At 67.7% G+C, this 26,471-nt stretch carries 20 protein-coding genes; 10 read left to right on the top strand and 10 right to left on the bottom strand.

The genetic code is table 11. The features are described from left to right. Window positions 1-95: 95 nt before the first annotated feature. The 5 genes from htpG to HLH21_RS00445 form a co-directional block, all read right to left on the bottom strand. Window positions 96-1,988, bottom strand: a complete 1,893-nt coding sequence (htpG, locus tag HLH21_RS00465) for a molecular chaperone HtpG (RefSeq protein WP_182940262.1) — start codon at window positions 1,986-1,988, stop codon at window positions 96-98. A gap of 98 nt (window positions 1,989-2,086) precedes the next feature. Further along, the gene (locus HLH21_RS00460) at window positions 2,087-2,719 is read right to left on the bottom strand and encodes an NUDIX hydrolase (protein WP_182940459.1); all 633 of its coding nucleotides are present in this window, start codon (window positions 2,717-2,719) and stop codon (window positions 2,087-2,089) included. A 5-nt stretch (window positions 2,720-2,724) separates the two neighbouring features. Then, window positions 2,725-3,183: a cupin domain-containing protein gene (locus HLH21_RS00455; RefSeq protein WP_182940261.1), complete on the bottom strand. Its 459-nt coding sequence runs from the start codon at window positions 3,181-3,183 to the stop codon at window positions 2,725-2,727. 31 nt (window positions 3,184-3,214) lie between these two features. Then, the gene (locus tag HLH21_RS00450) at window positions 3,215-3,862 is read right to left on the bottom strand and encodes a hypothetical protein (protein ID WP_182940260.1); all 648 of its coding nucleotides are present in this window, start codon (window positions 3,860-3,862) and stop codon (window positions 3,215-3,217) included. Beyond that, window positions 3,859-5,220, bottom strand: a complete 1,362-nt coding sequence (locus HLH21_RS00445; protein ID WP_182940259.1) for an NCS2 family permease — start codon at window positions 5,218-5,220, stop codon at window positions 3,859-3,861. The genes HLH21_RS00450 and HLH21_RS00445 overlap by 4 nt, the downstream gene beginning before the upstream one ends. A 350-nt stretch (window positions 5,221-5,570) precedes the next feature. On the opposite strand from HLH21_RS00445, the gene HLH21_RS00440 reads away from it, so the two are divergent. Together HLH21_RS00440 and ligD are read left to right on the top strand one after the other, a co-directional pair. Continuing rightward, on the top strand, window positions 5,571-6,974 hold the full coding sequence (locus tag HLH21_RS00440) for a GGDEF domain-containing protein (protein ID WP_182940258.1): 1,404 nt from the start codon (window positions 5,571-5,573) through the stop codon (window positions 6,972-6,974). A 50-nt stretch (window positions 6,975-7,024) separates the two neighbouring features. Next, window positions 7,025-7,873, top strand: a complete 849-nt coding sequence (gene ligD / locus HLH21_RS00435) for a non-homologous end-joining DNA ligase (protein WP_182940257.1) — start codon at window positions 7,025-7,027, stop codon at window positions 7,871-7,873. On the opposite strand, the gene HLH21_RS00430 is transcribed toward ligD, so the two are convergent. The 4 genes from HLH21_RS00430 to HLH21_RS00415 form a co-directional block, all read right to left on the bottom strand. Beyond that, on the bottom strand, window positions 7,843-8,970 hold the full coding sequence (locus HLH21_RS00430) for a site-2 protease family protein (RefSeq protein ID WP_182940256.1): 1,128 nt from the start codon (window positions 8,968-8,970) through the stop codon (window positions 7,843-7,845). The two genes, ligD and HLH21_RS00430, sit on opposite strands and share 31 nt — an antisense overlap. 93 nt (window positions 8,971-9,063) lie before the next feature. Further along, on the bottom strand, window positions 9,064-10,176 hold the full coding sequence (locus HLH21_RS00425) for a TauD/TfdA family dioxygenase (RefSeq protein WP_182940255.1): 1,113 nt from the start codon (window positions 10,174-10,176) through the stop codon (window positions 9,064-9,066). A 233-nt stretch (window positions 10,177-10,409) separates the two neighbouring features. Beyond that, window positions 10,410-11,717 carry an MFS transporter gene (locus tag HLH21_RS00420; RefSeq protein ID WP_182940254.1) on the bottom strand — a complete coding sequence of 436 codons (1,308 nt, stop codon included), beginning with the start codon at window positions 11,715-11,717 and terminating at the stop codon, window positions 10,410-10,412. Next, window positions 11,714-12,940 (bottom strand): aminopeptidase P family protein, encoded by a 1,227-nt coding sequence (locus HLH21_RS00415; protein ID WP_182940253.1) that lies wholly within the window; start codon window positions 12,938-12,940, stop codon window positions 11,714-11,716. Before HLH21_RS00415 ends, HLH21_RS00420 begins: the two co-directional genes overlap by 4 nt. 90 nt (window positions 12,941-13,030) lie before the next feature. Between HLH21_RS00415 and HLH21_RS00410 the strand changes: the two genes are divergently transcribed. Next, the gene (locus HLH21_RS00410) at window positions 13,031-13,924 is read left to right on the top strand and encodes a LysR family transcriptional regulator (protein ID WP_182940252.1); all 894 of its coding nucleotides are present in this window, start codon (window positions 13,031-13,033) and stop codon (window positions 13,922-13,924) included. A 107-nt stretch (window positions 13,925-14,031) separates the two neighbouring features. Continuing rightward, window positions 14,032-14,988 (top strand): agmatinase, encoded by a 957-nt coding sequence (gene speB, locus HLH21_RS00405; protein WP_182940251.1) that lies wholly within the window; start codon window positions 14,032-14,034, stop codon window positions 14,986-14,988. A gap of 9 nt (window positions 14,989-14,997) precedes the next feature. Here the strand turns inward: speB and HLH21_RS00400 are convergent, their stop codons facing one another. Then, window positions 14,998-15,954, bottom strand: a complete 957-nt coding sequence (locus HLH21_RS00400) for a LysR family transcriptional regulator (RefSeq protein ID WP_182940250.1) — start codon at window positions 15,952-15,954, stop codon at window positions 14,998-15,000. Between the two features lie 150 nt (window positions 15,955-16,104). On the opposite strand from HLH21_RS00400, the gene HLH21_RS00395 reads away from it, so the two are divergent. The 6 genes from HLH21_RS00395 (at window position 16,105) to nirB (ending at window position 26,463) form a co-directional block, all read left to right on the top strand. Beyond that, window positions 16,105-17,772, top strand: coding sequence for an MFS transporter (locus HLH21_RS00395; protein ID WP_182940249.1), 1,668 nt, complete (start codon window positions 16,105-16,107; stop codon window positions 17,770-17,772). Window positions 17,773-17,793: 21 nt separating this feature from the next. After that, on the top strand, window positions 17,794-18,870 hold the full coding sequence (locus HLH21_RS00390) for an HlyD family secretion protein (protein ID WP_182940248.1): 1,077 nt from the start codon (window positions 17,794-17,796) through the stop codon (window positions 18,868-18,870). Window positions 18,871-18,880: 10 nt separating this feature from the next. After that, window positions 18,881-20,413, top strand: a complete 1,533-nt coding sequence (locus HLH21_RS00385; protein ID WP_182940247.1) for an efflux transporter outer membrane subunit — start codon at window positions 18,881-18,883, stop codon at window positions 20,411-20,413. A gap of 213 nt (window positions 20,414-20,626) precedes the next feature. After that, the gene (locus HLH21_RS00380; RefSeq protein ID WP_182940246.1) at window positions 20,627-21,847 is read left to right on the top strand and encodes a nitrate/nitrite transporter; all 1,221 of its coding nucleotides are present in this window, start codon (window positions 20,627-20,629) and stop codon (window positions 21,845-21,847) included. Between the two features lie 60 nt (window positions 21,848-21,907). After that, window positions 21,908-23,545 (top strand): alginate export family protein, encoded by a 1,638-nt coding sequence (locus HLH21_RS00375; protein ID WP_182940245.1) that lies wholly within the window; start codon window positions 21,908-21,910, stop codon window positions 23,543-23,545. A gap of 26 nt (window positions 23,546-23,571) precedes the next feature. Next, entirely contained in the window at window positions 23,572-26,463 is a 2,892-nt protein-coding gene (gene nirB / locus HLH21_RS00370; protein ID WP_182940244.1) for a nitrite reductase large subunit NirB, read from the top strand. Window positions 26,464-26,471: the final 8 nt, after the last annotated feature.

The following is a 26,471-nucleotide window of genomic DNA, read 5'->3' as shown; positions in this document are numbered from 1 at the left end:
GGCGCAAGGAAGCACCGGCATCCCGACGTTTCAAGTCCGAACCACGCCCGGCGGCCCGCACCGCCCCCGCCCATGCGGCAGGGGCGGCCGCCGGGTCAGGACGCGGCGACGTCCGCGGCCCGGGTCAGGCTGGCCGTCAGGCGGCTGGCGAACCCGGCCGGGTCCTTCGGGCTTTCGCCATCCTGGATGCGGGCGATGTCCAGCAGGATCAGCGCGATATCGCTCACCGATTCGCCGCGTGCCGCACGCTCGGCCAGGTCGCGGACCAGCGGATGGGTGGCGTTGACCTCTAGCACCGGGGCAAGGTCGGGCACCGCCTGCCCGCTGCGCCGCAGCAGGCGCTGCAACTGCAGGTCGGGCCCCTGCCCCGACGCCGACAGCACCACGGCGCTGCCGACCAGGCGGTTGGTTCCCCGCACGTCGGACACCGCGTCCCCCAGCGCCGTCTTCAGCGCCGGCAGCAGGACGTCGAGGTCGGCGCGCGGCCCAACATCTTCCTCGGACGTCGCGAAGTTTTCCAGGTCGGCATGGCCCTGGCTGACGCTACGCAGCGGCTTGCCCTCGAAGGTGCCCAGGCGTTCCGGCCAGAAGGAATCCACCGGATCGGACAGCAGCAGCACCTCGATCCCGCGCGCGCGGAAGCCTTCCAGCTGCGGCGAGGCCGGCAGCGTATCGGGATTGTCGCCGGTCAGGTAATAGATCGCCTCCTGCCCGTCCTTCAGGCGCGACACGTACTCGGCCAGCGTCGTCCAGCCCTCGACCGCGCTGGAGCGGAAGCGCGCCAGGCCGGCCAGGTCGGTGCGATATTCCGCATCGTCCCACACGCCTTCCTTCAGCACCGGGCCGAAATTCTCCCAGAAGCCGGCATAGGACTCGGCGTCCTTCGCCCGGGTACGCAATTCGTTCAGCACGCGGTTGGTCACGGCCTTGCGGATGCGGGCCAGGACCGGGGTGGCCTGCAGCATCTCGCGCGAGACGTTCAGCGGCAGGTCCTCGGTGTCCACCACGCCCTGCACGAAGCGCAGCCAGGACGGCAGCAGGGCCGCGTCGTCGGTGATGAACATGCGCCGGACATGCAGGCGCACGCGGCTGTCGCGCACCTGCTCGCCGAACTCGAAGGGGCGGCTGCCGGGGATGAACAGCAGGGCGGTGAACTCGATCGTGCCTTCGGCGTGCCAGTGCAGCGTCGCCCACGGCGTATCGAAATTATGGCTGACATGCCGGTAGAAGTCGTTCAACTGGTCTTCGGTGACCTCGGAACGCGGCTTGCGCCACAGGGCGGTCCCGACATTGGCCGGCGTCTCCTCGCCATCACGCCGGATGGTGATCGGCCAGACGATGTGATCGGCCCATTTACGCACGATCGCTTCCAGACGCCAGGCGTCGAGGAATTCGTCCGCGTCTTCCTTGATATGCAGGATGATGTCGGTGCCCGGCCGCTCGCGCGTCGCGGGGCTGAGGGTGAAGCCGCCCTTGCCGTCCGAGGACCACCGCCAGGCCTCGTCGCTGCCGGCGCGGCGCGACACCACATCGACATGGTCGGCCACCATGAAGGCCGCATAGAAGCCGACGCCGAACTGCCCGATCAGGCTCGGCCGATCCTTGGGCAGGTCCTCGGGCTTCTGCTTCTCCAGTTCCTGGCCGAACGCCCGGGTGCCGGACCGCGCAATGGTGCCCAGGTTGCGGGCCAGCTCGTCCTTGCTCATGCCCGCGCCATCGTCGCTGATGGTCAGGCGGCGGGCGTCCTTGTCCGGATCGATGCGGACCTTCGCGTCCTCGGGCAGCGTGCGGGCGGCGTCGGTCAGGGCCTCGAACCGGCGGCGGTCCGTCGCGTCGGCCGCGTTGGCGACCAGTTCGCGCAGGAAGATCTCGCGCTCGGAATACAGGGCATGGACCACAAGGTCGAGCAGACGCCCGACCTCCGCGCTGAACGCATGTTCCTCTCCCGCCGGGGCCACGCCGTCCTGCCCCGCAACCTGATCGACCATGTAGGCGTCTCTCCATTCCGCAAAAAAACCGTCGGATGGATATGTGTCACGAAAGACACGATTTCAATGGCCTGACCCGTGCGGATCGGGCCGGCGCCTCATTCGAAATCGGTCGGCAGGGCCGGCGCGCGCGCATGGGCGAACATGCGGCGGACCTGCGACGGCAGCACGCGGCCCAGCGACAGGTCGGGCGGGACCTCGTCCTCGGCGAACCAGCCGACCTCCGACGTCTCCAGGCTGGTCGCGGCGGCGCCCCCCACCAGGTCGCACAGATAGAACAGCTTGGCGCAGGAAAAGACCTGCGCCGGATGCCCCTGCCGCGTCCGGTCCCACAGCGCGGCCAGCTTGCGTACGCGGACCTCGTAGCCGCTTTCCTCGCGCACTTCCTTCACCGCGCTGTCCGCCGGGGTGATGTTCACGTCCGCCCAGCCGCCGGGCAGCGTCCAGCGCCCGCCATCCAGCACCTCCCGCACCATCAGGATGCGCCCCCGGTCGTCGAACACCGCGGCCCGCACGTCGATCTTGGGCGTTGCGTATCCGGCCTCGCCGGCGAACAGGGTTTCGATCCGCGCCGCCGGGATGCCGGTCCGCGCGGCCAGCATGCGGGCGGCCAGGCCACGCAGCATCTCGTAGCGTTCCCGGTCGTAGGGGTCGCGCGTGAAGGCCAGGCCGGTCTGGGCGATGGCCTGGATCTCGCGCGCCCAGACCAGCCAGTCGGGCTCGCCCGCCACCTCGGTCACGATCCGGGTGTCCAGCCGGGGGGCGCCAGTTCGAAACTCTCGAACAGGAAGGCCGGGGCCACGATGCAGCCGACCAGGCTCCAGGCCCCCAGGCTTTCGGCCGCCTGCCACGCATGGGCCGGAACGACGGCCTGGAGCACCTCTCCCGCCCCGGGACGCGGCCCCAGCGCGATCACGCGCTCCACGCCCGCCTTGTCCGCGATTCGCAGGCGCAGCGGCGCGCCGCCCTGCCAGCACCAGATCTCGGCGGCGTCCACCCGGTGCCAGTGCGAGCGTTCGCCTTCGGCCAGCAGGAACTGGATGGTCGTGGCGGCCCCCCGCCCGCCGCCGGGCGGGCTGTCGCGCCACAGTTCGCGGTACCAGCCGCCCTCGGGGTGCGGGGACAACGCCAGCGCGTCGCGGACCGCGCCGGCCGGCAGGACGGGGTCGCGCAGATCCAGGGTCGGGCCGGTCATGGCGGGGTCGTCCTTCTGCATGGCGGGAATGTCAGCGCGATGGCGGCGGGAAGTCCAGCATCGCGCCGGTATAGGTCTCCACCACCTCGCTGAACGGAACGCCGTCCTGCCGATACAGCACCGCGCGATGCCGCAGGATTGCGGCCGGCGGCCGGATCACCCCCGGGGTGGATGGCGGCGCCCCCGGCGACCACAGGCGCGTGCTCTCCAGCGTGCGCCGCGTGAAATGCAGCGCCGCCACGGCGTGGCCGAAGGCGATGTCGCTGTGATCGAGCGCCGCGTTCATCTCGGGCGTCAGGCGGGCGGGGACATACCAGTTGTCGGCCACCGACAGCACCCGGTCGCCGCAGGCCAGATCCACCCGGCGATAGCGGACCGGTTCGCGCGGATCGACGTCCAGAACCCGCCGCTGGGCCGGCGTCGGCGGCTTCTGCGCCCCAGGGACGCGGTGCGCCACGACGCGGGCGACGGGCGCCAGGGCGTGGGCACGGCACCATTCCTCCAGCGTCAGGGTGGCGCTGGGCTGGTGCAGCAGCCGGTCGTCCAGTGTGTCGATCAGGGCCTGGAGTTGCTGCCGCGACGCCGGGGTGTCGGGCCAGTCCGCCGCGCGGGCCGTAGCGGGCGCAGCCACCGCCGCCAGCAGAAGACTCGACAGGACCAGTCCGCGCCGCAAGATCATGCCTCCCCCATGCCGCTGGCCAGCACCAGATAGACGACGAAGACCGCGTCGAGAAACAGCAGGATCGGCGTCAGGTCCGCCCAGCGGCGCCCCGCGACCGCCAGCGCCGTGTACAGCAGCAGCCCCAACGCCAGGCTGACCATGAAATTGCCGGTCATGACCGTGACCAGGATCATCAGCAGCGGCGCCAGCAGTCCCCCGGAGTCGGAGAGGTCCATCCGGCCCATGTCCGACAGCATGCCCAACCCGACCAGGATCAGCACCGGCGCGGTGGCGACCGCCGGCACGGCGGTGATGATGGGCCACAGGAAGGACGACAGCAGGAACAGCACCGCCACCGTGACCCCGACCAGCCCGGTGCGGCCGCCGGCCTCGACCCCCACCAGCGATTCCAGATAGGCCGACACGGTGGAGGTCCCCAGGACCGACCCGATGACGCTGGCCGCCCCGTCGGCGGCGAAGGCCGCGCGGCCCAGCACGGGCTGACCGTCCTCGACCGTCAGGCCGGCCCGCCGGGTGATCGCCATCATCGTTCCCGTGGCGTCGAAGAAATCGCCGAGGAAGAAATACATCGTCACGGGCAGGACGAGGCCGATATGCGACAGGAAGCCGTGAAAGTCGAACGACAGCAGCATGCCGGTCGGATAATGCGGCCATTCCAGCCAGTTCGCCGGCAGGTGGGTGACCGTGGCGCCGCCCGGCATGCGGACGAAGCATCCCGCGACGGTCAGCACCACGATCGACACCAGCATGCCGGCGGGTACGCGCAGCATCTGCACCGCCGCCGCCAGGACGACGCCGCCCAGGCACAGCAGCACCGCCGGATCACGCAGCGATCCGAAACTGAACCCCTGCCCCCCCTTGACCGCAAGGCCGCCGCTGACCATCCCGATATGGGCGATGAAGGCGCCGATCGCGCAATGGATGCCGTTACGCACCGGGGCCGGAAAGCCCAGCACGATCCGTTGCCGCCACTGCGTCAGCGACAGGGCCACGAACGCCATGCCCCCGATCAGGACCATGGTGAAGGCGACGGACGGCGCGATCCCCATCTGCGCCACCACGATCTGTGCGAAGACCAGGTTGCTGCTCATGGCCGGGGCCAGCGCGATCGGCAGGTTGGCCATCAGCGCCATCAGCAGCGACCCGCAGACGGCGGCGGCGATCGTGGTCATAATCATGTCGTGCCGGCCCAGGCCCGCCAGCGCCATGATCGCCGGATTGACGATCATGATATACGCCATGGCCCCGAACGTGGTCAGGCCCGCGACCAGTTCCCGCCCCAGGGTCGACCCCCGTCGCGTCACGTGAAAATAGCGGTCGATCCACCCGGCCGGGCGCCCCACTTCCTGCGTCAACGATCACTTTCCCCCGGATTGTCCCGGACCGGCGCTCCACGCGCCCCCGCTTGAACGACGGGGATTTTCCTACCGGTTCCGATATGATGCAAGGGACGCATCGACAGCGATCCGGAATTCCGCCGGATCTTCCGGTCGCAACTCACATATTCAAATCAAGACCTGACACGGGGCGGAATTCTCTCTAGGGTTATTTGAGGCGGGGCTTCGGATATGGTCCTCCAACGTGACAATGGTGCCTCGGGCGCGCCGACGGATCAGGAATACATGGTGTCCCTTCGGTCTTTACGCGGATTTCCCTGGTGTCCCGGATCGCTTTTTCCGCGGGATGCGGATGATCGGAGCCACGCATGACACTCTCTCTCCATGAGGGCGACGCCGAGCTGAAGGATGTCGTCGCGGAAGTGTCGGACATCACGCGCCAGCAGGTCCATGCGATGATCGGGCAGTTGAGCCCCTTTCTGGTCGCGGCGTTCTACGATCATTTTTCCTCCCATCCCCAGGGGAAACGTTTCCTGGCGGATGCCGAAACGACAAACCGGCTGCGCGGCACCCTGGCCCGCTGGCTGGCGGACCTGTTTTCCGCCTCCCCGCAAAATCCCACCCATGTGATCGAGGCCCAGCGCCATATCGGCCGCTATCACGCCCGCGCGGCGATTCCGCTTCATCTGGTCTCCGAAGGCATCTCGCTGATCCAGCGCAAGCTGATCCAGCAATTGGGCAAGGAAGAACTGCCGCACGACCAGCTCACCGATGCCGTCATCTATGTGGCGAATGCCCTGTCGGCGGCGCAGGGCGTGATCTCGCTGTCCTACTGGCGCCATCGGGAACGCGCGAGTTCGACCGACACGGCGTACCGGCTGTTCGCCATGAATCAGGACCTGCCGCGCGAGGGCGAGGCCCAGAAGGCCACCCTGATGGCCTGGAGCTACAATGTCCTGCGCTCGATCTATGTGATGAAGACGCCGGACGATCTCGCGGCGATGCGGCTCTCGCGTTCGGCATTCGGGCTGTGGGTGACATACAAGGTCGGCCTGCTGTTCGAGGGCACGGACATCGTGGCCCATCTGACCAACCTGATCGCGCGCGTGGACGAACAATTGCTGCCGGCGATTTCCGACGACATACAGGCAAGGCGGGACACCTCGGCCAGCCTGGCGGCCCTGCATGTCGGCGTGACCGAGATCATGAACAGTCTCGAGGTCATGTTCCGCAACAGCCGCAGCAGCAGCGACGTCGAGGACCCGCTGACCCGCGCGATGAATCGCCGCTTCCTGCCGTCGATCATGGCCTACGAACTGCGTGTCGCCAGCCAGACCGGCCGTCCGCTGAGCGTGCTGTTCATCGACGTCGATCATTTCAAGCGCGTCAACGACACCCATGGACATGCCGCCGGCGATTCCGTGCTGCGGGCGGTGGCCCACACGCTGGAGGAAGCCGGCCGGTTGAGCGACATGCTCTTCCGCTATGGCGGCGAGGAATTCCTGATGATCCTGGGCGACACCGACCAGCCGCAGATGATCCAGACCGCCGAGCGCCTGCGCCGGCTGATCGAGGAAACCCCCGTCAGCCTGCCCGACGGCAGCATCGCCCAGGTGACGGTGTCGATCGGCGGCGCCCTCTATTCCGGCCATCCCGACTATGAAAATCTGCTGAAGGCGGCCGACGTGGCCCTTTACCAGGCCAAGAGAAACGGACGGAACCGTGTCGAGGTCGCGGGCGTAGACCACAACGCAACCGTCCTGACGCCGTAGGCGGCCGGCCCCGGCCGGGACGATGGAGCCGCCATCGGACGGAGGCCGACATGCCCGACACCACGCACGCCGATCGCCTGTACTGGCCCGACGAACGGGTGACGAAAGCCGACCTTGCGGAGTATGGCCGCGCGGTCTGGCGCTGGATGGAACCCCATGTCATCGACCGCCCCCTGACGGTGCTGCGCTGCCCCGAGGGGGTGACGGGCGACTCGTTTTTCCAGCGCCATCCCTGGAAGGGCATGCGCCCGCATATCCATCCGGCCATCGACCCCGCCACGCCGGACCGCCCCCTGATCGCCATCCGCGACCTCGACGGGCTGGTGGACCTGATCCATTCGGCGGCCCTGGAAATTCATGTCTGGAACGCCCCCGTGGCGGATCTGGAGCATCCGGACCGGATCGTCATGGACCTCGACCCCGGCGACGACGTGGGCTGGACCGCCATATGCGACGCGGCGATCGAAATCCGCGACCGGTTGGAGCGCGCCGGCCTGGCGGCATTCGTCAAGACATCGGGCGGCCGGGGGCTGCATGTGGTGACGCCGCTTCGCCCCCAGGCGGACTGGACTGCCGTGCGGGCATTCGCGCATGCGCTGGCCGACGCGATGGCCCATGACGATCCCAGGCGGTATGTCTCGACCATCAGCAAGGCCAGGCGACACGGCAGGATCCTGATCGATTATCTGCGAAACCAGCGCACGGCGACCGCCGTCGCCCCCTATTCGCCCCGCGCGCGGCCCGGCGCAAAGGTGTCCATGCCGCTGTCATGGCCGGACCTGGCGGCCGGCGCCGCCCCCGGCGATTTCACCATCATGAATACCCCAGCCCGGCTGACGCGGCGGGCATCCGACCCCTGGGCCGGCTTTCACGCGGCGTCGCGCGCCCTGCCGGGCTGACGCCCTGCGCCGGCGGCGGCCCGGGACGGGCGGACGCCGTGGGTCAGCATGACCTCGCCGATCGTCTCCGACGTGACCAGGCCCACCAGTTGGTCGGTCGCGTCGGTCACTGCAACCGCCGGCAGACTGCCGTCCTGCAACAGGCGCAAGGCGTCGCCCAGGGGCTGGTAGGGATGGATGGCGGGAATGCCCGGCGTCATCAGGTCGGCCACGACGGCGCTGGCATCACCCGCCTGCGCCCGCTGGACCAGCGCTGCCTGGGTCAGGACCCCATGCAGCCGTCCCGTCCCGTCGACGACGGGAAAGACACGCTGGGCCGTGCGGATCAGCGCCCGTACCGCGTCGTCCAGGCTGGCGTCCAGCGGCAGGGTCTCGAATCGTGTCATCATCGAGTCCCCCACGATCATCCCCTGCGCCACCTGGCGAAGCTGGACGGTATGGGCCTCGGCGGCGGCGCCCAGATAGACGAACAGGGCGATGAACAGCAGGATCGGGTTGGCGATCAGCCCCAGGAACCCCAGCAGGAAGGCAAACCCCTGCCCCACCGACGCCGCGATCTGGGTCGCCCGAACAAACCCCATGCGATAGCCCAGCAGCGCCCGCAACGCGCGCCCCCCGTCCATGGGAAAGGCCGGGATCAGGTTGAACAGCAGCAGGAACAGATTGACCGACGCCAGCCGGGCCGCCATGCCGCCCAGCGAACCAGCGGTATCGACGGCCTGCAGGCTCGGGCGCGTCCCGGTCGCGGCGAACAGCACCATCGCGATGACCAGGGTCACCGCCGGCCCTGCCAGGGCGATGACCAGTTCCTGGCCCGGCTGTTCGGGAATGCGCGACAGGCGCGCGACACCGCCGATGGGCAGCAGGGTGATGTCCGGCGTCGTCACGCCAAAGCGCCGCGCGGCCAGCACATGGCCGAATTCGTGCAGGACGATGCAGACGAACACCAGCAGCACGAACAACACGCCCCGCCCGGCCGCCGGCAGGCCGCCCTGCCCGGCATCAATGACGGCGATCCACAGCAGCAGCAGCAGGAACGTCACATGCACGCGCACCTCCGTGCCGTACACGCGACCCAACGGGATTGACCACGTCATGCTGCCCTCCGCCGGGGTATCGCCCCGCTGGCATGCCGCCCGGCATGGGGCGGCATCGCGCCAACGCGCCGCGATGCTTCGGGTTCGCCTTGGTCAGGCGGGCCGGTGGCGCGCCAGCAGCCTCAGGCGGCTTTCGAACTCGCCCCGATCGACATAGCATCCGTGCAGGTGGCGAAAGCCGGTGTTAGGATGGAAGCGCCCGCGCCCGTGCAGGGTCCGCCGATTGTCGAACGCCACCATGTCCCCCGGCGCCAGCCTCAGCGACAGCACGAAGCGGTCCTGCCGCGTGCGCGTCATGAAGGCGCGATAGGCCCGGTAATAGTCCGCCATGAGCTGTGCCGGCATGTCGAAGGTGCCGGCGATATGCGCGTTATAGCGGATTTCACGGATCCCCCCCGCGTCGTCCGGCGTCAGGACCGGCCGATGGACGGCGATATCGGCCTCGGCATCGTGAAAGCGAAACGGGATCGGCACGGTGCACAGCAACCGGAAGGCCTCCGGATCCGCCGCACGCAGATCCTCGGCGATGGCGATCCCGTCGGCGAACATCGACTCGCCGCCCTCCGCCGCATTGGCCAGGCAATGCAGGAACTGGAAGCCGGGCGGAATTTCCTGGTTGGGCAGGTCGGTATGCAGCGGCAGATGCTCGGCCGTGTAGGCCAGGTTGTTCGGGTCGGGGCGGCTGACGACCTCGAACGTGATGCCGAAATTCGTCCGGCGCAGAAACCCGATGCGCTCGGCCAGGGCGCTGCCGGCCCCGACTTCGTCCGCCACGCCGCCGACGATCGCCAGCCCCGACCGGGCGAGGTCGGCCATCCACGCCGCCAGCGCCCCGTCATCGGACAGGATCGCGGCCGCATCGTGACGCGGAATCCGGAAATCCCCCTTCCAGGGCACGCGCGGAATGTCCGCCGGATCGGCCGGGCGCGTGCCCGGCCGATGCCGGGCCAGCCAGTCGAGCGGGAAGCGGCTGACGTGCTCCTCCCCCGCCCAGGTGACGACCAGCAGCCCGTCGGCGAGGGCGACATGGCGTGGACGCGGATCGGGCGGAATGGACAGCAGGTCGAACATCCTCTCCCGCGTCTGGGGATGCAGGACGGAGGGGCAGTTATCGCGCAGCCAGACATAGGGGCAGGTGGAAACGCTGCCGTCGGGCCAGCGCAGCGCAAGCGCGTCGGCCCCCACGGTGAAGACGAAGGATGACATGACGGAATGTCCGTTCGGAATGGTGTGGCGGTACGGAAGGAAGGATGACGACCCTACCGGCCCGGCGGCGGCCACCACGCCATGGGCTTGCGCCCGCCCACCTGCCGCATGCGCCCCATCCAGACCTTGCGTGCGACACGGAATGCCATGCCTTCGACGATAAGCAGCAACGCACCGTCCCCGCAAGGTTTTCCAGATCGGGCCACCGCTTTTTCCGGCACAGGGAGCGCCCGTCAGCGTACGGCGGCGAACCGCCGGCTGAGCAACGTGCAGACCAGCGCCACCGCCGCCACGCTCACCAGCCAGCCCCCCGGCACGACCTGCGAACCCGTGACATGCATGATCCACGTCATCACGAACGGCGCGGTGCCCCCTAGCGCCGCATTGGCGATGTTGAAGACCAGGGCGAAGCCGCTATAGCGCGCATGACCGGGAAACAGTTCGGTCAGGAAGCCCGGCAGCGTGCCGTCATTGATCGCCAGCATGCCGCCGAACGCCAGTTCGATGGCGACGACGCCCAGGAAGCTGCTGTGCCCCAGCAACCAGAGCAGCGGTATGGTCAGCACCACGAACAGAAGCGACGCCACCAGCAGCATCGGCCGTCGTCCGATCCGGTCGGACAGGACGCCCATGGCGAAGACCGTCGGAATGAAGGCCGCCAGCAGCACCGTCTGGACCACCGTCGCCACATGGCTGGACAACACGCCGGCCGTCGAGATGAAGACCGGCATGAAATTCAGGATGAAATAGAAGCCGATCGCATCCAGCGCGGAAATCCCCAGGCCCAGCAGCAGTTGCGGCCGGTAGTCGCGCAGCAGGACCAGGATCGGCGCGTCCTGGCGCTCGGCCTCGGCAACGCTGTGCAGCGTTTCGTCCAGCCGGGCGCGGAACAGCCAGCCGATCAGCCCGAGCGGCGCGCCGAACAGGAACGGGATGCGCCAGCCCCAGTCCTGCATCTGCGCGTCCGTCAGCCCGCCCGACAGCGCCGCGACCATCAGCGCCCCGGCCAGCAGGCCCAGCGCCTCGCTGGCCGGCACCAGCGCGGTGGCAAAGCCCCGCCGCCCCGGCGGCGCGTGCTCCATCAGGATGGTCGATGCGCCGGCATACTCGCCCGAGGACGAAAACCCCTGCGTCATCCGCAACAGCAGCAACGCGATGGGCGCCGCCATCCCGATGCGCGCATAACCGGGCACCAGCGCGATCAGGACCGTCGCCACCGACATGGTGCCGATCGACAGGCTCAGGGCGACACGCCGGCCCAGCCGGTCGCCCACATGCCCCCACAGCACGCCGCCGACCGGCCGCAGCACGAAGGACAGCGCGAAGACGGCATAGGCCGCCATCAGCCCGGCGTGCCCGTCGGCGGAGGGGAAGAACACCCGGGCGATCGTCTCGGCCAGATAGCCGTACGAGGCGTAATCGAACCATTCGATGAAGGTGCCGATGGAACAGCCGACGGCCACCGCCCCGAACGGCGCGGACCGTGCCGCGGGATCCTGCCCGGAAACCGCATCGCGCGGATCGGCGGCCGTCGCCGTCATCGGCCGACGATCATGTGTTCGGGGCCGTAGGGGAAGTTGGTGATGTTCTCGGCTCCGGTTTCGGTAATGATGAAGATGTCGTGTTCGCGGTAGCCGCCGGCGCCGGGATGACCTTCGGGGATCATAATCATGGGTTCCATGGACACGACCATTCCGGGTTCCAGCACCGTGTGCACATCCTCGCGCAGTTCCACAGCCGCTTCGCGACCGTAATAATGTGACAGCACGCCGAAGGAATGGCCATAGCCAAACGAACGGAAGCGCAATAACTGCCAGGACCGATAGATTTCGTTCAGTTCGATGGCGATCTCGGCGCAGGTACGGCCCGGACCGATCAGCGCGCTGCCGGCCCGCATGACGGCGCAGTTCTTTTCCCACAAGTCCAGATGTGCATCCGATGCATGCCCGCAGAACAGCGTGCGTTCCAGTGCCGTGTAATAGCCATGGATCATCGGGAAGCAGTTCAGCGAAAGAATGTCGCCAGCCCGCACCACGCGGTTGGTCACCGGATTATGGGCGCCGTCGGTATTGATGCCGGATTGGAACCACGTCCAGCTGTCGCGCAGTTCCACATCAGGAAAGGTGGCGGCGATATCGCGGATCATCGCGTCGGTGCCGGCAATGGCGACCTCATGTTCCGCGGCCCCCGCCCGCACGGCGTCCATCACCGCGCGGCCGCCCACATTGGCGATGCGCGCGCCATGACGGATCAGGGCGTGTTCCTCGACGGACTTGATGGTGCGAATCCACATCGTCGCTCCGGCGACGTCGACGAAGGTTACGTCGGGAAACGCGGTCTCGAGCAGGCGCAGCAGTTCCAGCGAAACATGATCGAATTCGACCCCCACCCGCCGCGCGCCCTTGAGCAGGCCGCCGACCGCGACGAAGAAATTGTCCCGCCGCCAGTCGGTATAGGTGACGTTGTCGGTCGACCCGCGACGCCAGGGCTGGCCGCCGTCGATCGCCGCCGTCACCGTCGTCGCGCGGTCGGGCGTGACCACCAGCCCGTAGCGCCGGCCGAACGCGCACGGCAGGAAGCCCGAGAAATAACAGATATTATGGTAGGAGGTGAACAGGCAGGCATCGATCCCATCGGCATCCGCCCGTCCCTCCATGTGCCCGCGCAGCATCGTCAGCCGACGTGCCATTTCCTGCGCCGAAAACGGCGACCAGGCGGCTTCGCCGTTATGCCATTGTGTGACCTGCACCATGTCGTCACTCATGTCTGCCTCCCGCGTTGCGACGCGGCGAACCTTACGGAGCCGTGACGATGCGCGGAAATCAGGATTGCTGATGGCCCATAACGATCCGCTATGCTGCGATTGCAGGCGCGATGGCGGCGGGCCTACAGTCCGCCCATGCGGACCATTCCCACAGATCTGCTGCGCGCGCTGGTGACCGTCGTGGATCTGGGCGGCTACACCCGCGCGGGCGAACGGCTGGGCCGCACGCAGCCCGCAGTCAGCCTGCAGATCCGCCGCCTGCAGGACCTGCTGGGCGTGGCGCTGCTGGAACGCGACGGAGCCACCCCCCGCCTGACCGAAGCCGGGGAAATCTGCCTTGGCTATGCGCGGCGCATCCTGGCGCTGCATGACGACATGCTGCACCGCCTGGTCGCACACGGCGCGGGCGCGCGAATCCGCATCGGGTTTCCCACCGACTTCGCCGATCATTTCCTGCCACATGTGCTGACCGGGCTTCAGGACGGGCACGACCTGCCCGGCCATGTCGAGGTCGTGTCCGACCTGTCGGTCAATCTGCTGCGCGACGTGCGGGCGGGCAGCCTGGACATCGCCCTGGCGATGACGCCGTCGCACCTGCCGGACGGTGCCATGGCGAGCTGGCGCGAAGCCGTGATGTGGGTCGGCGCCGGACCTGCCCCCGTGACGACGGGCGGCGTCGTCATGCTGGTCGCCTACCCCGAAGGCTGCCTGTATCGCCGCACCATGCTGGCGCTTCTGCAGCAGGCCGGCCGGATGTGCGACGTGGTCTATACGACCGGCAGCCTCAGCGGCCTGGCCGCCGCCGTCCGGGCCGGAATGGGGGTCAGCGCGCTGTCCCGCCGCCTGGCGCCCGCCGGGCTGTCGGAAATCCGGGACCTGCCGGAACTGCCGGACATGACGGCAGGCCTCTATCTGGGCCCCCGCGCGCAGGGCACGCGCATCCGCGCCCTTGCCGCGCGCCTGGCGGACGCACTGCGGCCCTGACGGCCGGTGCGTAGCGCGCGGGGACCCGCCTCTTGCCGGGGATGGTCCGGCCTGCCACTGTTCCCATACCAAATCGACCCGGCGGGTCACCCAGGAAAGATCGCACGATGAGCACGCATGGATACGAAGGTGGGCGGCTGAACCTTCCTTTCGTCGGGATCTCCACCTTTGCCAAAAGCCCCTATCTGCCGGACTGGTCGGCGATCGACGCGGATGTCGCCATCCTGGGCGCGCCGTTCGACTTCGGCACCCAGTGGCGCGCCGGCGCCCGCTTCGGCCCCCGGGCGATCCGCGAGGCCTCGACCCTGTTCGCCTTCGGCCATGCCGGCGCCTACGATCATGAGGACGACGTGACCTATCTGGACGGGGTGCGGATCGTCGATCTGGGCGACGCCGACATCGTCCATACCGACACCATGGCCAGCCACGCAGCGATCGAGCATGGCGTGCGGGCCATCCTGAAATCCGGGGCGCTGCCGGTGGTGCTGGGCGGCGATCATTCGATCAACATCCCTTGCATCAACGCCTTTTCCGAACAGGAACCGGTGCACCTGGTGCAGATCGACGCGCATCTGGATTTTGTCGACGAACGGCACGGCGTGCGGTACGGCCACGGCAACCCGATGCGCCGCGCCGCCGAGAAGCCATGGGTCACCGGCCTGACGCAGCTTGGCATCCGCAACGTGTCTTCCACCGCGCGGGAAGGATACGACGCGGCCCGGGCGATGGGGTCGGACATCCTGTCGGTCCGCCAGGTCCGCGCCCTGGGGACCGAGGCCGTGCTGGCCCGCATTCCGCGCGGCGTGCGCTATTACCTGACGCTGGACATCGACGGGTTCGATCCGTCGATCGCACCGGGCACCGGCACGCCCAGCCATGGCGGCTTCGCCTATTACGACGTGCTGGACCTGATCGCGGGGCTGGCGCGGCAGGGCGACATCGTCGGCATCGACCTGGTCGAGGTCGCGCCCGATTACGACCATAGCGGCGTCACTGCGATCCTGGCGGCGCAGATCCTGCTCAATGCCCTCGGCCGGATCTTCCACGCGCGCATCAGCCCCTGAAGATGTCCGCTAATCGCCGGTGCTGCGCGCCCACGCCTTCCGCCGGGCCGTGCTGCGGGCCTTGCTGCGGGTCACGCGGAAGACGGCGTCGCGCAGCCAGCGATGCACCGGGTCGGCGTCCCGGCGGGGGTGCCAGGCCTGGAACGCCTCGACAGGACGCAGGGCGAAGGGAAAATCGAACGGCACCAGCCGGATGAGCTTCACCGGCAGGCGGTCGATCACGATATCGGGCAGCGGCAGGATCATGTCGGTCTCGCGGATGCTCTCGATCATCGCGTAATAGGTCGGCACCACCAGCACCACGCGACGCCGCAGGCCGTACTGCTCCTCCAGGATCGTGTCGATCGGGCCGTTCCTCACCCCCCGGCGCGAGATGCCGATATGGTCGTAGCGCACCAGGCTTTCGGGCGTGACCCCTTCGGACAGGATGGGATGGCCGCGCCGGACCAGTCCGCGGATCGACATCGCGAACAGGGTCTGGCGCCGGATTTCCGGCCGCATCTCGTCCGTCGCGCCGATATACAGGTCGATCGTCTCGCCGCGCAGGGCGTCGCCGACATGTTCGTCGTTTTCCGGCGCGAAACGGAGATCGCAGTTCGGGCAATCCGCCCGCAGCAGGTTGGTCAGTTCAGCAGCGAACGCTCCGACGAACAGATCATTCGCGCGGATGGTGAAACGCGGCGCCAGGTTCGCGAAGTCGATCGTTTCGCGGTCTTCGTGCAGGCGGTCGGCGTCGTGCACCAGCCGCTGGACCCGTTCGCGGATGCGCGCGGCATAGGACGTCGCCACCATCCGGCGGCCGGACTGCACCAGGATCGGGTCGCCGAACGTCTCGCGCAGCTTGCCCAGCTGACGGCTCATGGTCGGTTCGCTGACATTCATCCGCCGGGCGGCAGCGGACACGCTCTGTTCCTCGACCAGCACGTGAAGATAGCGCAGGAGGTCTAGGTCATACTGCCGGGCCAACGCGCCTGTCCTTTCGTCCGGGACTCTCGGGGAATGAAACCATCATGCCCGACCTATCCGGAAACCGAAATCATCCATTCGATATATTGTGGGTTCCGGCCCATGGCCTGCCGCGAGGAAAATCCGCCCCCAATCGCAGAGCCTCGACCCATGGACACCCATCCCCCGATACCCGACGCGCCGGCCGCACAGACCACCTTGCCGACCCCATCCGCCCCGGCGGCCCCGCCGACGCCGTCCTACATCCCGCCGTTCGGGGTGCGGACCGCCATCGGCCTGCTGGGCGTTCTGCTGGCGGTGCATATCGCGGGATTCAACGAACATATCACCGAGATCGGGCTGCCGGACATACGCGGGGCCATGCATATCGGCCGCGACGAGGGCACCTGGTTCATTTCGTCCTACGAGGCATTCAACATCGCGGCGATGGCGTTCACCCCGTGGTTCTACGTCACGTTCTCGATCTACCGCTTCGCCATCTTCATGACGACGGCGCTGGGCCTGCTGGCCATCCCGGCCCCCTTCATGCCGGACGTGCTGTCGCTGTGCCTGCTGCGCGCGGTGCAGGGGCTGAGCGCCGGCTGCCTGCCGCCCATCCTGATGACCGTGATGCTGAAATACCTGCCGGCGCAGATCCGCGTCTTCGGCGTCGGCGCCTACGCCATGAGCGCGACCTTCGGCCCCAACCTGGGCGGCCCGCTGGAGGCGCTGTGGTTCGAGCATGTCGGATGGCGCTGGCTGTATTGGGAGACCCTGCCCCTGTGCGCCGTGGCCATCGCGATGATCGCCTATGGCCTGCCACGCGACCCGCACAGCCTGGCGCGCTTTCGCAACTTCAACTGGAAGGGGTTCCTGCTGGGCGTGCCGGCGATCTGCTGCGTGGTCACCGTCCTGTATCACGGCGACCGGCTGGACTGGTTCCGCTCGCCGCTGATTACGCACCTGACCTTCTGGGGCGGGGGGCTGTTCGTGGGCTTCCTGGTGCATGAATGGTTCCATCACAGCCCGTTCTTCCGCATCCAGTTCTGGCTCAACCGCAACATCGCCATGTCGAACCTGACGCTGGTCGCGTCGCTGGTGCTGTGCGGCATCCTGATGGCGATCCCGTCGACCTACCTGGCGGAGGTCCGCGGCTATCGCCCCGTCCAGACCGCGCCGATCGCCCTGCTGGTGGCGCTGCCGCAACTGGTCCTGCTGCCGGTCACCGCGGCGCTGTGCAACATGCGCGCGGTGGATTGCCGCTATATCCTGGCATTCGGCATGTCGTGCCTGGGCGTGGCCTGCTGGCTGGGCACATGGCTGACGCCCGACTGGGTGCGGGACAATTTCTACGCGCTGCAGATCCTGCAGATCTTCGGGCAGCCCATGGTGGTGATCCCGACGCTGGTTCTGGCGACCATGGGGCTGGGCCCGGCGGACGGTCCGTTCATCTCGGGCATGGTCAACATGCTCAAGGGCATGGCCAACGCCATGGCCGCCGCCCTGTTCGAAATCCTGTTGCGGCGGCGGGAACAGTATCATTCCGTCATGCTGCTGGACCATAACGGCAACCAGCATACGGCGCTGGCGGGACAGGGCGACCCGATCGGGTCGCAGATCGCCGCGACCTCGCCCGATGCGGGGCATCTGGCCCGCAACGCGCAGCAGATCTTCCATACGTACCTGCATGAGCAGTCGCTCGTCCTCGCCCTGGCGGACATCTATTTCGTCCTGATGTGGATCTGCGTCTTCTACGTCGTGCTGACGGCCATCCTGCCCGGACGGGTCTACCCGCCGCGCGTCCCCTCCGCCCCCTCCACCACTGCACCGGCGCGATAGCGCCTGGGGAATTCTGCACCGATGCCTTACCGGAAACCTCTGCTCATCGCCGGCGGAACCGCCGCCGTGCTCGCCGGACTCGCCTGGACCGGGGACCGTCTGGTCTCGGGCGACGGCGTGCATGAAACGACCAACGACGCCTATGTCACCGCCGACTTCACCGCCGTGGCGCCCAAGGTCGCCGGCCGTATCGACCGGGTGACGGCCGAGGACAACGAACATGTCCGCCGTGGCGAGGAACTGGCCCATATCGAGGACGACGATTACCGCGCGGCGCTGGACATCGCGCGCGGCAATGTCGCGATCGCCCGTGGCGACATCGCCAACCTGACGGCCGAACTGGGCCGCCAGGACGCCACGATCGACAGCGCCCGCGCGACCGTGCTGGCCGACGACGCCGCCCTGACCTTCGCCCGGCAGAACGAGCGGCGCTACAGCAACCTGTCGGCCGGCGGCGCCGCGACGATCGAACAGCGGCAGGGTGCCGACGCCCACGCGCGCGAGGCCGTCGCCGCCCGCACGCGCGACCAGGCCGCCGTCGACGCCGCCGTCCAGCAGGTCGCGGTGCTGAAAGCCCAGCTCACGCGCGCGCAAGGCGCGCTGACCCGTGCCGAGGGCATGCAGCGCGAGGCCGAACTGAACCTGTCCTACTGCACCATCCCGGCCCCGGTCGAAGGCGTGGTGGGCGAGCGCGGCGTGCGCGTGGGCGCCTATGTGCATCCGGGCACGGCCCTGCTGGCGGTGGTGCCGACGCAATTGTCGTATGTGCTGGCCAATTTCCAGGAAACCCAGTTGACGCACGTGCAGCCCGGCCAGAGCGCGCGGGTATGGGTCGATACCTTCCCCGGGCAGGCGCTGCGCGCCCATGTCGACAGCCTGGCGCCGGCCAGCGGCGTCGCCTTCGCCCCGATCCAGCCCGACAACGCCACCGGCAATTTCACCAAGGTGGTGCAGCGCATTCCGGTCAAGATCGTCTTCGACCCCGGCCAGCCGCTGGCGGCGAAGGTCCGTGTCGGCATGTCGGTCGAGGTCGAGATCGACACCGGATCGAAGGCCGACGGGCCGCACGCCACCGACGACCGCTATGCGTGGCGCTGAGGATCGGGACATGAACAGATGGTCTTTCCCCCGGCTGCCGGTCGCAACCGGGGCGGCCCTGCTGCTGGGCGCCTGCACGGTCGGCCCGGACTTCCGCAAGCCCGATGCCGGCGCGCCCGCGACATGGAGCCGCCATGACGCCGCGCCGTCCAGCCGGACCGTCGATACCGAGGCCGATCCCCGGTGGTGGACGCTGTATGGCGACCCGATCCTGACCGCGCTGGAACAGGAGGTCGTCGCGGCCAACCTCGACCTTCGCATCGCCTCCGCCCGTTTCGCCGAAAGCCGGGCCGAACGGCGCATCGCCGGCGCCGCGCAGTTTCCGCAGGTCGCAGCCAACGCATCGTACGCCCGCGAACGCGCCAGCCCCAACGGCGTGCTGGGCCTGCTGGGCACGATGGAACAGGAAGGGGCGGGCCAGATCGCCAGCGGCAAGCAGGGCTTCGGCCCGACCTACCTGCCGGGGCAGGTGGGCGCGTCAGGATTCAACCTGCCGCAATACGGGCTGAATGCGTCGTGGGAGGTCGATCTGTGGGGCCATGTCCGCCGCCAGGTCGAGGCCGCCGACGCCGCCATGAACACTGTCGCGGACATGCGCCGCGACGTCCTGGTCGCGCTGATGGCCGAAACCGCGCGCGATTACATCGAACTGCGTAGCATCCAGGCCCAGGCCGCCATCGTACGGCAGAACCTGGATATCGCGGGCCGCAGCATGCATCTGTCGGAACTGCGCTTTCGCGAAGGCACGTCCACCCGCCTGGACGTGGCGGATTCCCGCGCCCAGTACCACAGTTTCGAAGCCCGCCTGCCCATCCTGCATGACCAGGAAATCCACCTGGTCAACGCGCTGAGCTTCCTGACCGCGCGGCCGCCGGGGGCATTGTCCGCGCGCCTGGGTCCGCCGCGCGACATTCCGCCGGTGCCGATGGCGATCCCGGTGGGCATGCCCTCGGACCTGGCGCAGCGGCGGCCCGACATTCGCGCGGCCGAGGACCGGCTGCATCTGGCCACCGCCAGCGTCGGCGTCGCCGTGGCCGATTTCTATCCGCGCGTCACCCTGAGCGGCAGCCTGGATATCCAGGCGCTGCAATTCAGCGGGCTGGGCAGTTGGGCGTCGCGCCAGTACGGGTTCGGCCCGACCGTGACCCTGCCGATCTTCGAGGGCGGGCGGCTGATCGGCCAGTTGCACCTGCGAAAGGCGCAGCAGAAGGAGGCCGCCATCCGGTATCAGCGCACCGTCCTGAACGCCTGGCACGAGATCGACGACGCCATGGCCGATTTCACCGCGGCACAGCGCCAGCGCGACCGCCTGCGCGAGGCGGTGGATGAAAACCGCATCGCCGTGGACATCGCCCAGCAGCAATACGCGCAAGGATCGGCCGATTTCCTGAACGTGCTGACGATGCAGAACATGCTGCTGGCGACGCAGAGCCAGCTTGTGCAGGCCACGGCCGACATCTCCACCGCCGTGGCGCGCCTCTATCGCGCGCTGGGCGGCGGCTGGCAGGCGGAACTCCCTCCCCCCGCCACCCGGCACGGCTAACGTGGAGTTCATCCCCCCGGCCGCACATTCCATTTTGACATCGGACTATTCCGGACTGTAAAGGGAAAGACAGCGAAGACGTTTCCGCCAGCGCCGACGGAACGAAAAGAGCCTTGAAAAAGGCAGGATGACACTGGGTGGATCAATGGCGATCCATCGGCCCCAAGGGGCAATGACGCACCATTCGTGTCGTGCGTCATTAGGGATCGTACTGTGGACAAGGGTTTTCTGAAAGCCGGCCATGCGCCGACGCTGCTGGCCGCCTTCCTCTATTTCGACGTGTCTTTCATGGTCTGGGTGCTGCTCGGCCCGCTCGGCATTTCCATTGCCCGCGACCTGCATCTCGATGCCGGCCAGAAAGGCCTTCTCGTCGCGACACCCGTGCTGGCGGGTGCGGCCTTCCGCGTGGTCGCCGGCGCTTTTGTCGATCGGTTCGGGCCTCGGCGCGTGGCGATCGGGGCGCAGATCCTCGTCATGGCGGGTCTCGCCCTGACATGGCTCCTCGCGCCGCATTCCTATGCGGCCATGTTCGGGGTGGCGCTGGTGCTTGGCGTGGCGGGCGCATCCTTCGCCATCGCCCTGCCCCTGGCTTCCGCGTGGTATCCGCCGCGCTATCAGGGCACGGCCCTCGGGATCGCGGGCGCCGGCAACTCCGGAACGGCCCTGGCGTCCCTTTTCGCGCCGGGCCTTGCCGTCCTGTTCGGCTGGCTCAATGTCCTCGGCCTCGCGACCCTTCCGCTTGCCGGCGTGCTCATCGCCTTCCTGTTCCTGGCGCGCGAGCCCGCCAGCCGCCCGGCAGGCGCCGGGTTCGCGTCCTGGCTCCCGGTACTCCGCTCGCCGGACTGCTGGGCCCTGATGTTCTTCTATGGCGTCACATTCGGCGGGTTTGTCGGCCTGGCGTCGTTTCTGACCATCTATTTCAATGACCAGTACCATCTTGCCCCCACCGTTGCCGGCGCCTGCACGGCCCTTGTGGTCTTCGTGGGCTCGTTCGTCCGTCCGCTGGGCGGCGCGTTGGCCGACCGGATCGGTGGAGCGCGCGCGCTTACGGTGCTCTATGCGCTGGCCGGCCTGGTCTTCGCGCTGATCGGCGTCGGGCTCCCCTCACTCTGGCTCGCCTTTCCGGCATTCTTCCTGGGCATGGTGGTGCTTGGACTGGGTAACGGCGCGGTCTTCCAGCTTGTCCCGACACGCTTCCCCCGACAGGTCGGCATCCTGACCGGGCTGGTGGGCATGAGCGGCGGGGTGGGCGGCTTCTACCTGGCCGCCTCGCTGGGCGCGGCCCGGCAGGCCACACGCTCGTACGGGCCGGGCTTCCTCGCCTTCGCGCTGATGGCCTTCGTCGCCCTGGGGTGGGTGCTGGTCTGCCGCCGGCGCTGGGCGCCTGCCGAAACCACACCGCAAACCGCCGGACAAACGCCAGCCGCCGTCTGAGCGCATCACCCGATGCATTCCGACCCGATCCCTGCTGCCGTTTTCCGAAGGTTATCCCGCATGACATGCGTCCGTTCTCCATCTCTGGCGAAACTCGCCTCATCACGCAGTGCACGCCATGCCGCCTTCTCCGGCAGTGTCCTGGCCGGCGCGCTTCTGGCCCCGATCGCCTGCGCCGCGGCGCCGGCACATCAGGCCCCGCGACAGCCGGCTTCGTCCGCAAGCCCGGCGAAAAATCCTCACGCCGCCGATTGGGGCGTGTTCAACGCCGGCAAGGGCGCGGCGTCCGGATTTGGCATGGCCAACGGCTTCGCCCAGGCCCGCTGGACCGAGGACTGGAGCGACATCGCCGCCCTGCCGGCTGCGCGCCGCCGGCAGGACTGGTTCAACCGCCTCAAATATATCCGCCTGTCCGACAAGGGCGATGTCTGGCTCTCCATCAACGGCGAGGAGCGCCTGCGCTACATCTTTGAAAACCAGCCGATGATGGGGACAGCCGGCAAGACCGACGCCAGCCGCCTGCTGATGCGTAACCAGTATGGCGCCGACCTGCATATCGGCGCGCATGTCAGGGCTTATGCCGAGTTTCTGTATGGCAATGCCGGCGGTGCGAACTACTACGGCTACCAGACCGGCGCGCAGCGCGAGCGCCTGGACCTGCAGCAGGGCATTCTCGAAATCAAGGGCCGCCTGCTCGGCGCCACGATGGGCGCGATCGGTGGCCGCCAGGTCTTCCTGGATGCGCCGGTTTCCATGCAGTCGGCCCGCGATCTGACGAACGCCCAGCAGACCTGGGATGGCTTTCGCGGTTATGCGGTCTGGAGGTCGTTCCGTCTCGACCTGTTCGATTTCATGCAGACCAACAAGCTGCCGAAAGAGGTCTTCGCCGACGGCACGACCTACAACGCCCGCATGTATGGCGCCTACAGCTCGACGGCGCTTCCATCCTTCACGTTCATGGGACGGAAAAGCCAGGTTTTCGCCGACCTGTTCTTCATAGGCTATCTTTTCAATGGCGCTCCCGCCGCACTCCCCACGACAGGCACGGGAGGCGTCGAGGCCGGATCGACACGGCGCGACAATGTCGGGTCCCGCATCTGGGGCACCGCCGGCCCGTTCAACGTCAGCCTGACCGGCGTCTTTCAGGGCGGCGAATTCCGCCCCGCGAAAAACGCCGGCCCCACGCGCGCGGTCAGGGCCTATGCCGTCAACGGCGTCGTCGCCTGGAACGCGTCTCGTCTGGCGGGAAAGCCGTCCATCGGCCTGCAGGCCGACATGTTCTCGGGCGGTTCCTACCAAAGCAGGGACGGCGCGGTCGGGACATTTGCGACGCCCTGTTTTCCCCTGCCGTATTATAACGATGTCACGCTGTCGCTGACGTCCCAGAACCTGGTTGGCGTGGGGCCGGTCATCGAGGCATCCCCGTCCGCGAACCTGCACCTGAAACTGCATGTTCCATTTTTCTGGCGGCAGAGCACGCAGGATGCCGTATACGGAACAGGCAAGACATATACGTGGCGGAACGGCCTTTCGGGCGGATACATCGGCGCCATTCCGCAAACGCAGCTAGCGTGGACCTTCGCGCCGCACTGGACATGGACCCACGACATCGCAGGGTTCGCCGCGTCGCAGGGCATGCGCCGCGCAGGGGCGCGCGGCGGCGTCTTCTATATGCAGACCATGGAATTCAAATTCTGAACCGGGCCGGAAGGGACATGCACATCATGACCAGCACGAAAAATATCATCGTCGTCGGCAACGGCATGGTCGGCCATTACTGCGCCGAGCAACTGGTGACGCAGGGGCTGCATGAGACCCATCGGATCCACGTCTTCGGCGATGAGCTGCATCATGCGTACGACCGCGTGCACCTCACGGAGTACATGACCGCCCAGGATGCGCTGGCCCTGCGCCTGCATGACGAGGATTTCCATTCCGCACACGGGATGACCCTGCATCTGGGCGCGCGCGTCACGAAAATCAACAGGGACGCACGGACTGTAGAGAGTGACGACGGAACATTCCCATACGACGCCCTGATTATTGCGACCGGCTCCACACCCTTCGTCCCGCCCGTGCCGGGCAATACGGGCACGGCCGGTCTTGTCTACCGGACGCTTGACGATCTTGACCTGATCCGTGCCGCCGCCGACGGCGCGTCGCACGGGGTCGTCATCGGGGGCGGCCTGCTCGGGCTCGAGGCCGCCAACGCCCTTCGGGTTCTGGGGCTGAAGGTCAGCGTCATCGAATTCGCGCCGCGCCTCATGCCGGTCCAGCTCGATGACGAAGGCGGCCGCGCCCTGCGCCGCCGTATCGAGGAACTCGGCATCGACGTGCGTACCGCCCATGCGACGCAGGAAATCGTCGCCGGCGAGACGCACCGCCATCGTCTCGTCTTCGCGGACGGCACGACGCTTGAGACCGATCTGGTGGTGTTTTCGGCCGGCATCCGGCCTCACGACCGTCTGGCGCGCGACTGCGGCCTCGCCGTTGGCGCACGCGGCGGCATCGCCATCGACGACCAGTGCCGCACATCCGACCCGCATATCTTCGCGATCGGAGAATGTGCGGCCTGGAACGACCGCGTGTTCGGCCTGGTCGCCCCCGGATACACCATGGCCCGGACAGCCGCGGCCGTCCTGGCCGGCGAGGACGCCGCATTCACCGGGGCCGACATGTCCACCCGGCTCAAGCTGCTGGGGGTCGATGTCGGTTCCATTGGCGATGCCCACGGTGCAACCGCCGGCTCCAGCAGCTACCGCTTCATCGGCGAAGCGGAAGGGTCCTACCGGCGGCTCATCCTGTCCGCCGACGGCGCCTCGGTGATCGGCGCCGTGCTCGTCGGCGATAATTCCTATTACGACACCATCGTGCAATATGTGCAGAACGCCATCCGGCCGCCGGCCGACCCCGCGGTGCTCATCCTGCCCCGTGGCGAGGGCGCCGAACTGCTGGGGGCGGACTCCCTTCCCGATACCGCGACCGTGTGTTCGTGCCACAACGTGACCAAGGGCGCGATCTGCCGCGCGATCGACGACGGCTGCGGTGATCTCGGGTCATTGAAGCAGCTTACCAAGGCCGGCACCGGCTGCGGCGGCTGCTCGGGCCTGCTGAAAGGCGTCTTTGAAGGCGAACTGGAGGCGCGCGGCATTACGGTCGATCGCAGTCTCTGCGAACATTTTTCCTACACGCGCCAGGAACTTTATTCGCTGGTCCGCGTGCACGGGCTCAAGACCTTTGAAGAGCTGATGGAACGCCACGGCAATGGCGGCCTCGGCTGCGACATCTGCAAGCCCGCCGTGGGTTCGATCCTCGCATCGGCATGGAACAAGCCGATCACCGATCCAGCCTATATTCCGCTCCAGGACACGAACGATACGTTCATGGCCAATATGCAGAAGAACGGCACCTACTCGGTCGTCCCCCGCATCGCGGGCGGCGAGATCACACCGGACAAGCTGATCGTTCTCGGCCAGGTCGCGAAGAAATACGATCTCTACACCAAGATCACCGGCGGCCAGCGCATCGATCTGTTCGGGGCGCAGCTTCATCAGCTTCCCGACATCTGGACCGAACTGCTCGACGCGGGCTTCGAGACCGGACATGCCTATGGAAAATCGACAAGAACCGTAAAATCCTGCGTCGGCAGCACATGGTGCCGCTACGGCGTGCAGGACAGCGTCGGCAAGGCGCTGGATCTGGAAAACCGCTACAAGGGACTGCGTTCTCCGCACAAGCTCAAATTCGCCGTCTCGGGCTGCACACGCGAATGCGCGGAAGCGCAGAGCAAGGATGTCGGCGTCATCGCCACGGAAAATGGTTGGAACCTCTATGTCTGCGGCAATGGCGGCATGCGCCCCCGGCACGCGGAACTGTTCGCCACCGACATCGACTCCGAAACGCTCCTGAAATATATAGATCGCTTCCTGATGTTCTACATCCGCACGGCGGACCGGCTTCAGCGCACATCGGTCTGGCGGGAAAACCTCGAAGGCGGCCTCGATTATCTGAAGGACGTCATCATCGACGACAGCCTTGGCATCTGCGCGGAACTCGAACGGCAGATGCAGGATGTCGTCGATCTCTACCACTGCGAGTGGCGTGACGCGCTGACCGACAAGGACAAGCTCAAACGCTTCCGGACCTTCGTCAATGACGGACGTCCGGATCCGAACGTCCGCACTGTCCCCGAGCGCGATCAGGTCAAACCCGCCGACAACCTGCCCGAGGCGCCGCCTCCCGTCGGCCCGCAGGACTGGACCGTGCTGTGCGACCTGTCCGACCTGGTTGAAAAATCGGGCGTGGTCGCCTGGCACGACGGCGCCCAGATCGCGCTGTTCTACCTGCCGGCCTCCGCCGGAACGCCGGAACATGTCTATGCCGTCGACAACCATGACCCGTTCTCCAACGCCAACGTCATCGGGCGCGGCATCATGGGGGATCTGAGGGGAGAGGTCGTGGTCGCCTCGCCGCTCTACAAGCAGCATTTCCGCCTGACGGATGGGGTCTGCCTGGAAAATCCGGCCAGGCGCCTGCGGACATGGGATGCCCGGCTGAAGGACGGCAAGGTCGAAATCCGGGCGCGCGAGCCGGTGCCCGAGCTGGTTTCGGCGTAAAGCCCGTC

Origin of the sequence: Gluconacetobacter johannae (assembly GCF_014174305.1) — a bacterium.
Taxonomy (GTDB): Bacteria; Pseudomonadota; Alphaproteobacteria; order Acetobacterales; family Acetobacteraceae; genus Gluconacetobacter; species Gluconacetobacter johannae.
This window is presented reverse-complemented; position numbering and strand designations above follow the sequence as displayed.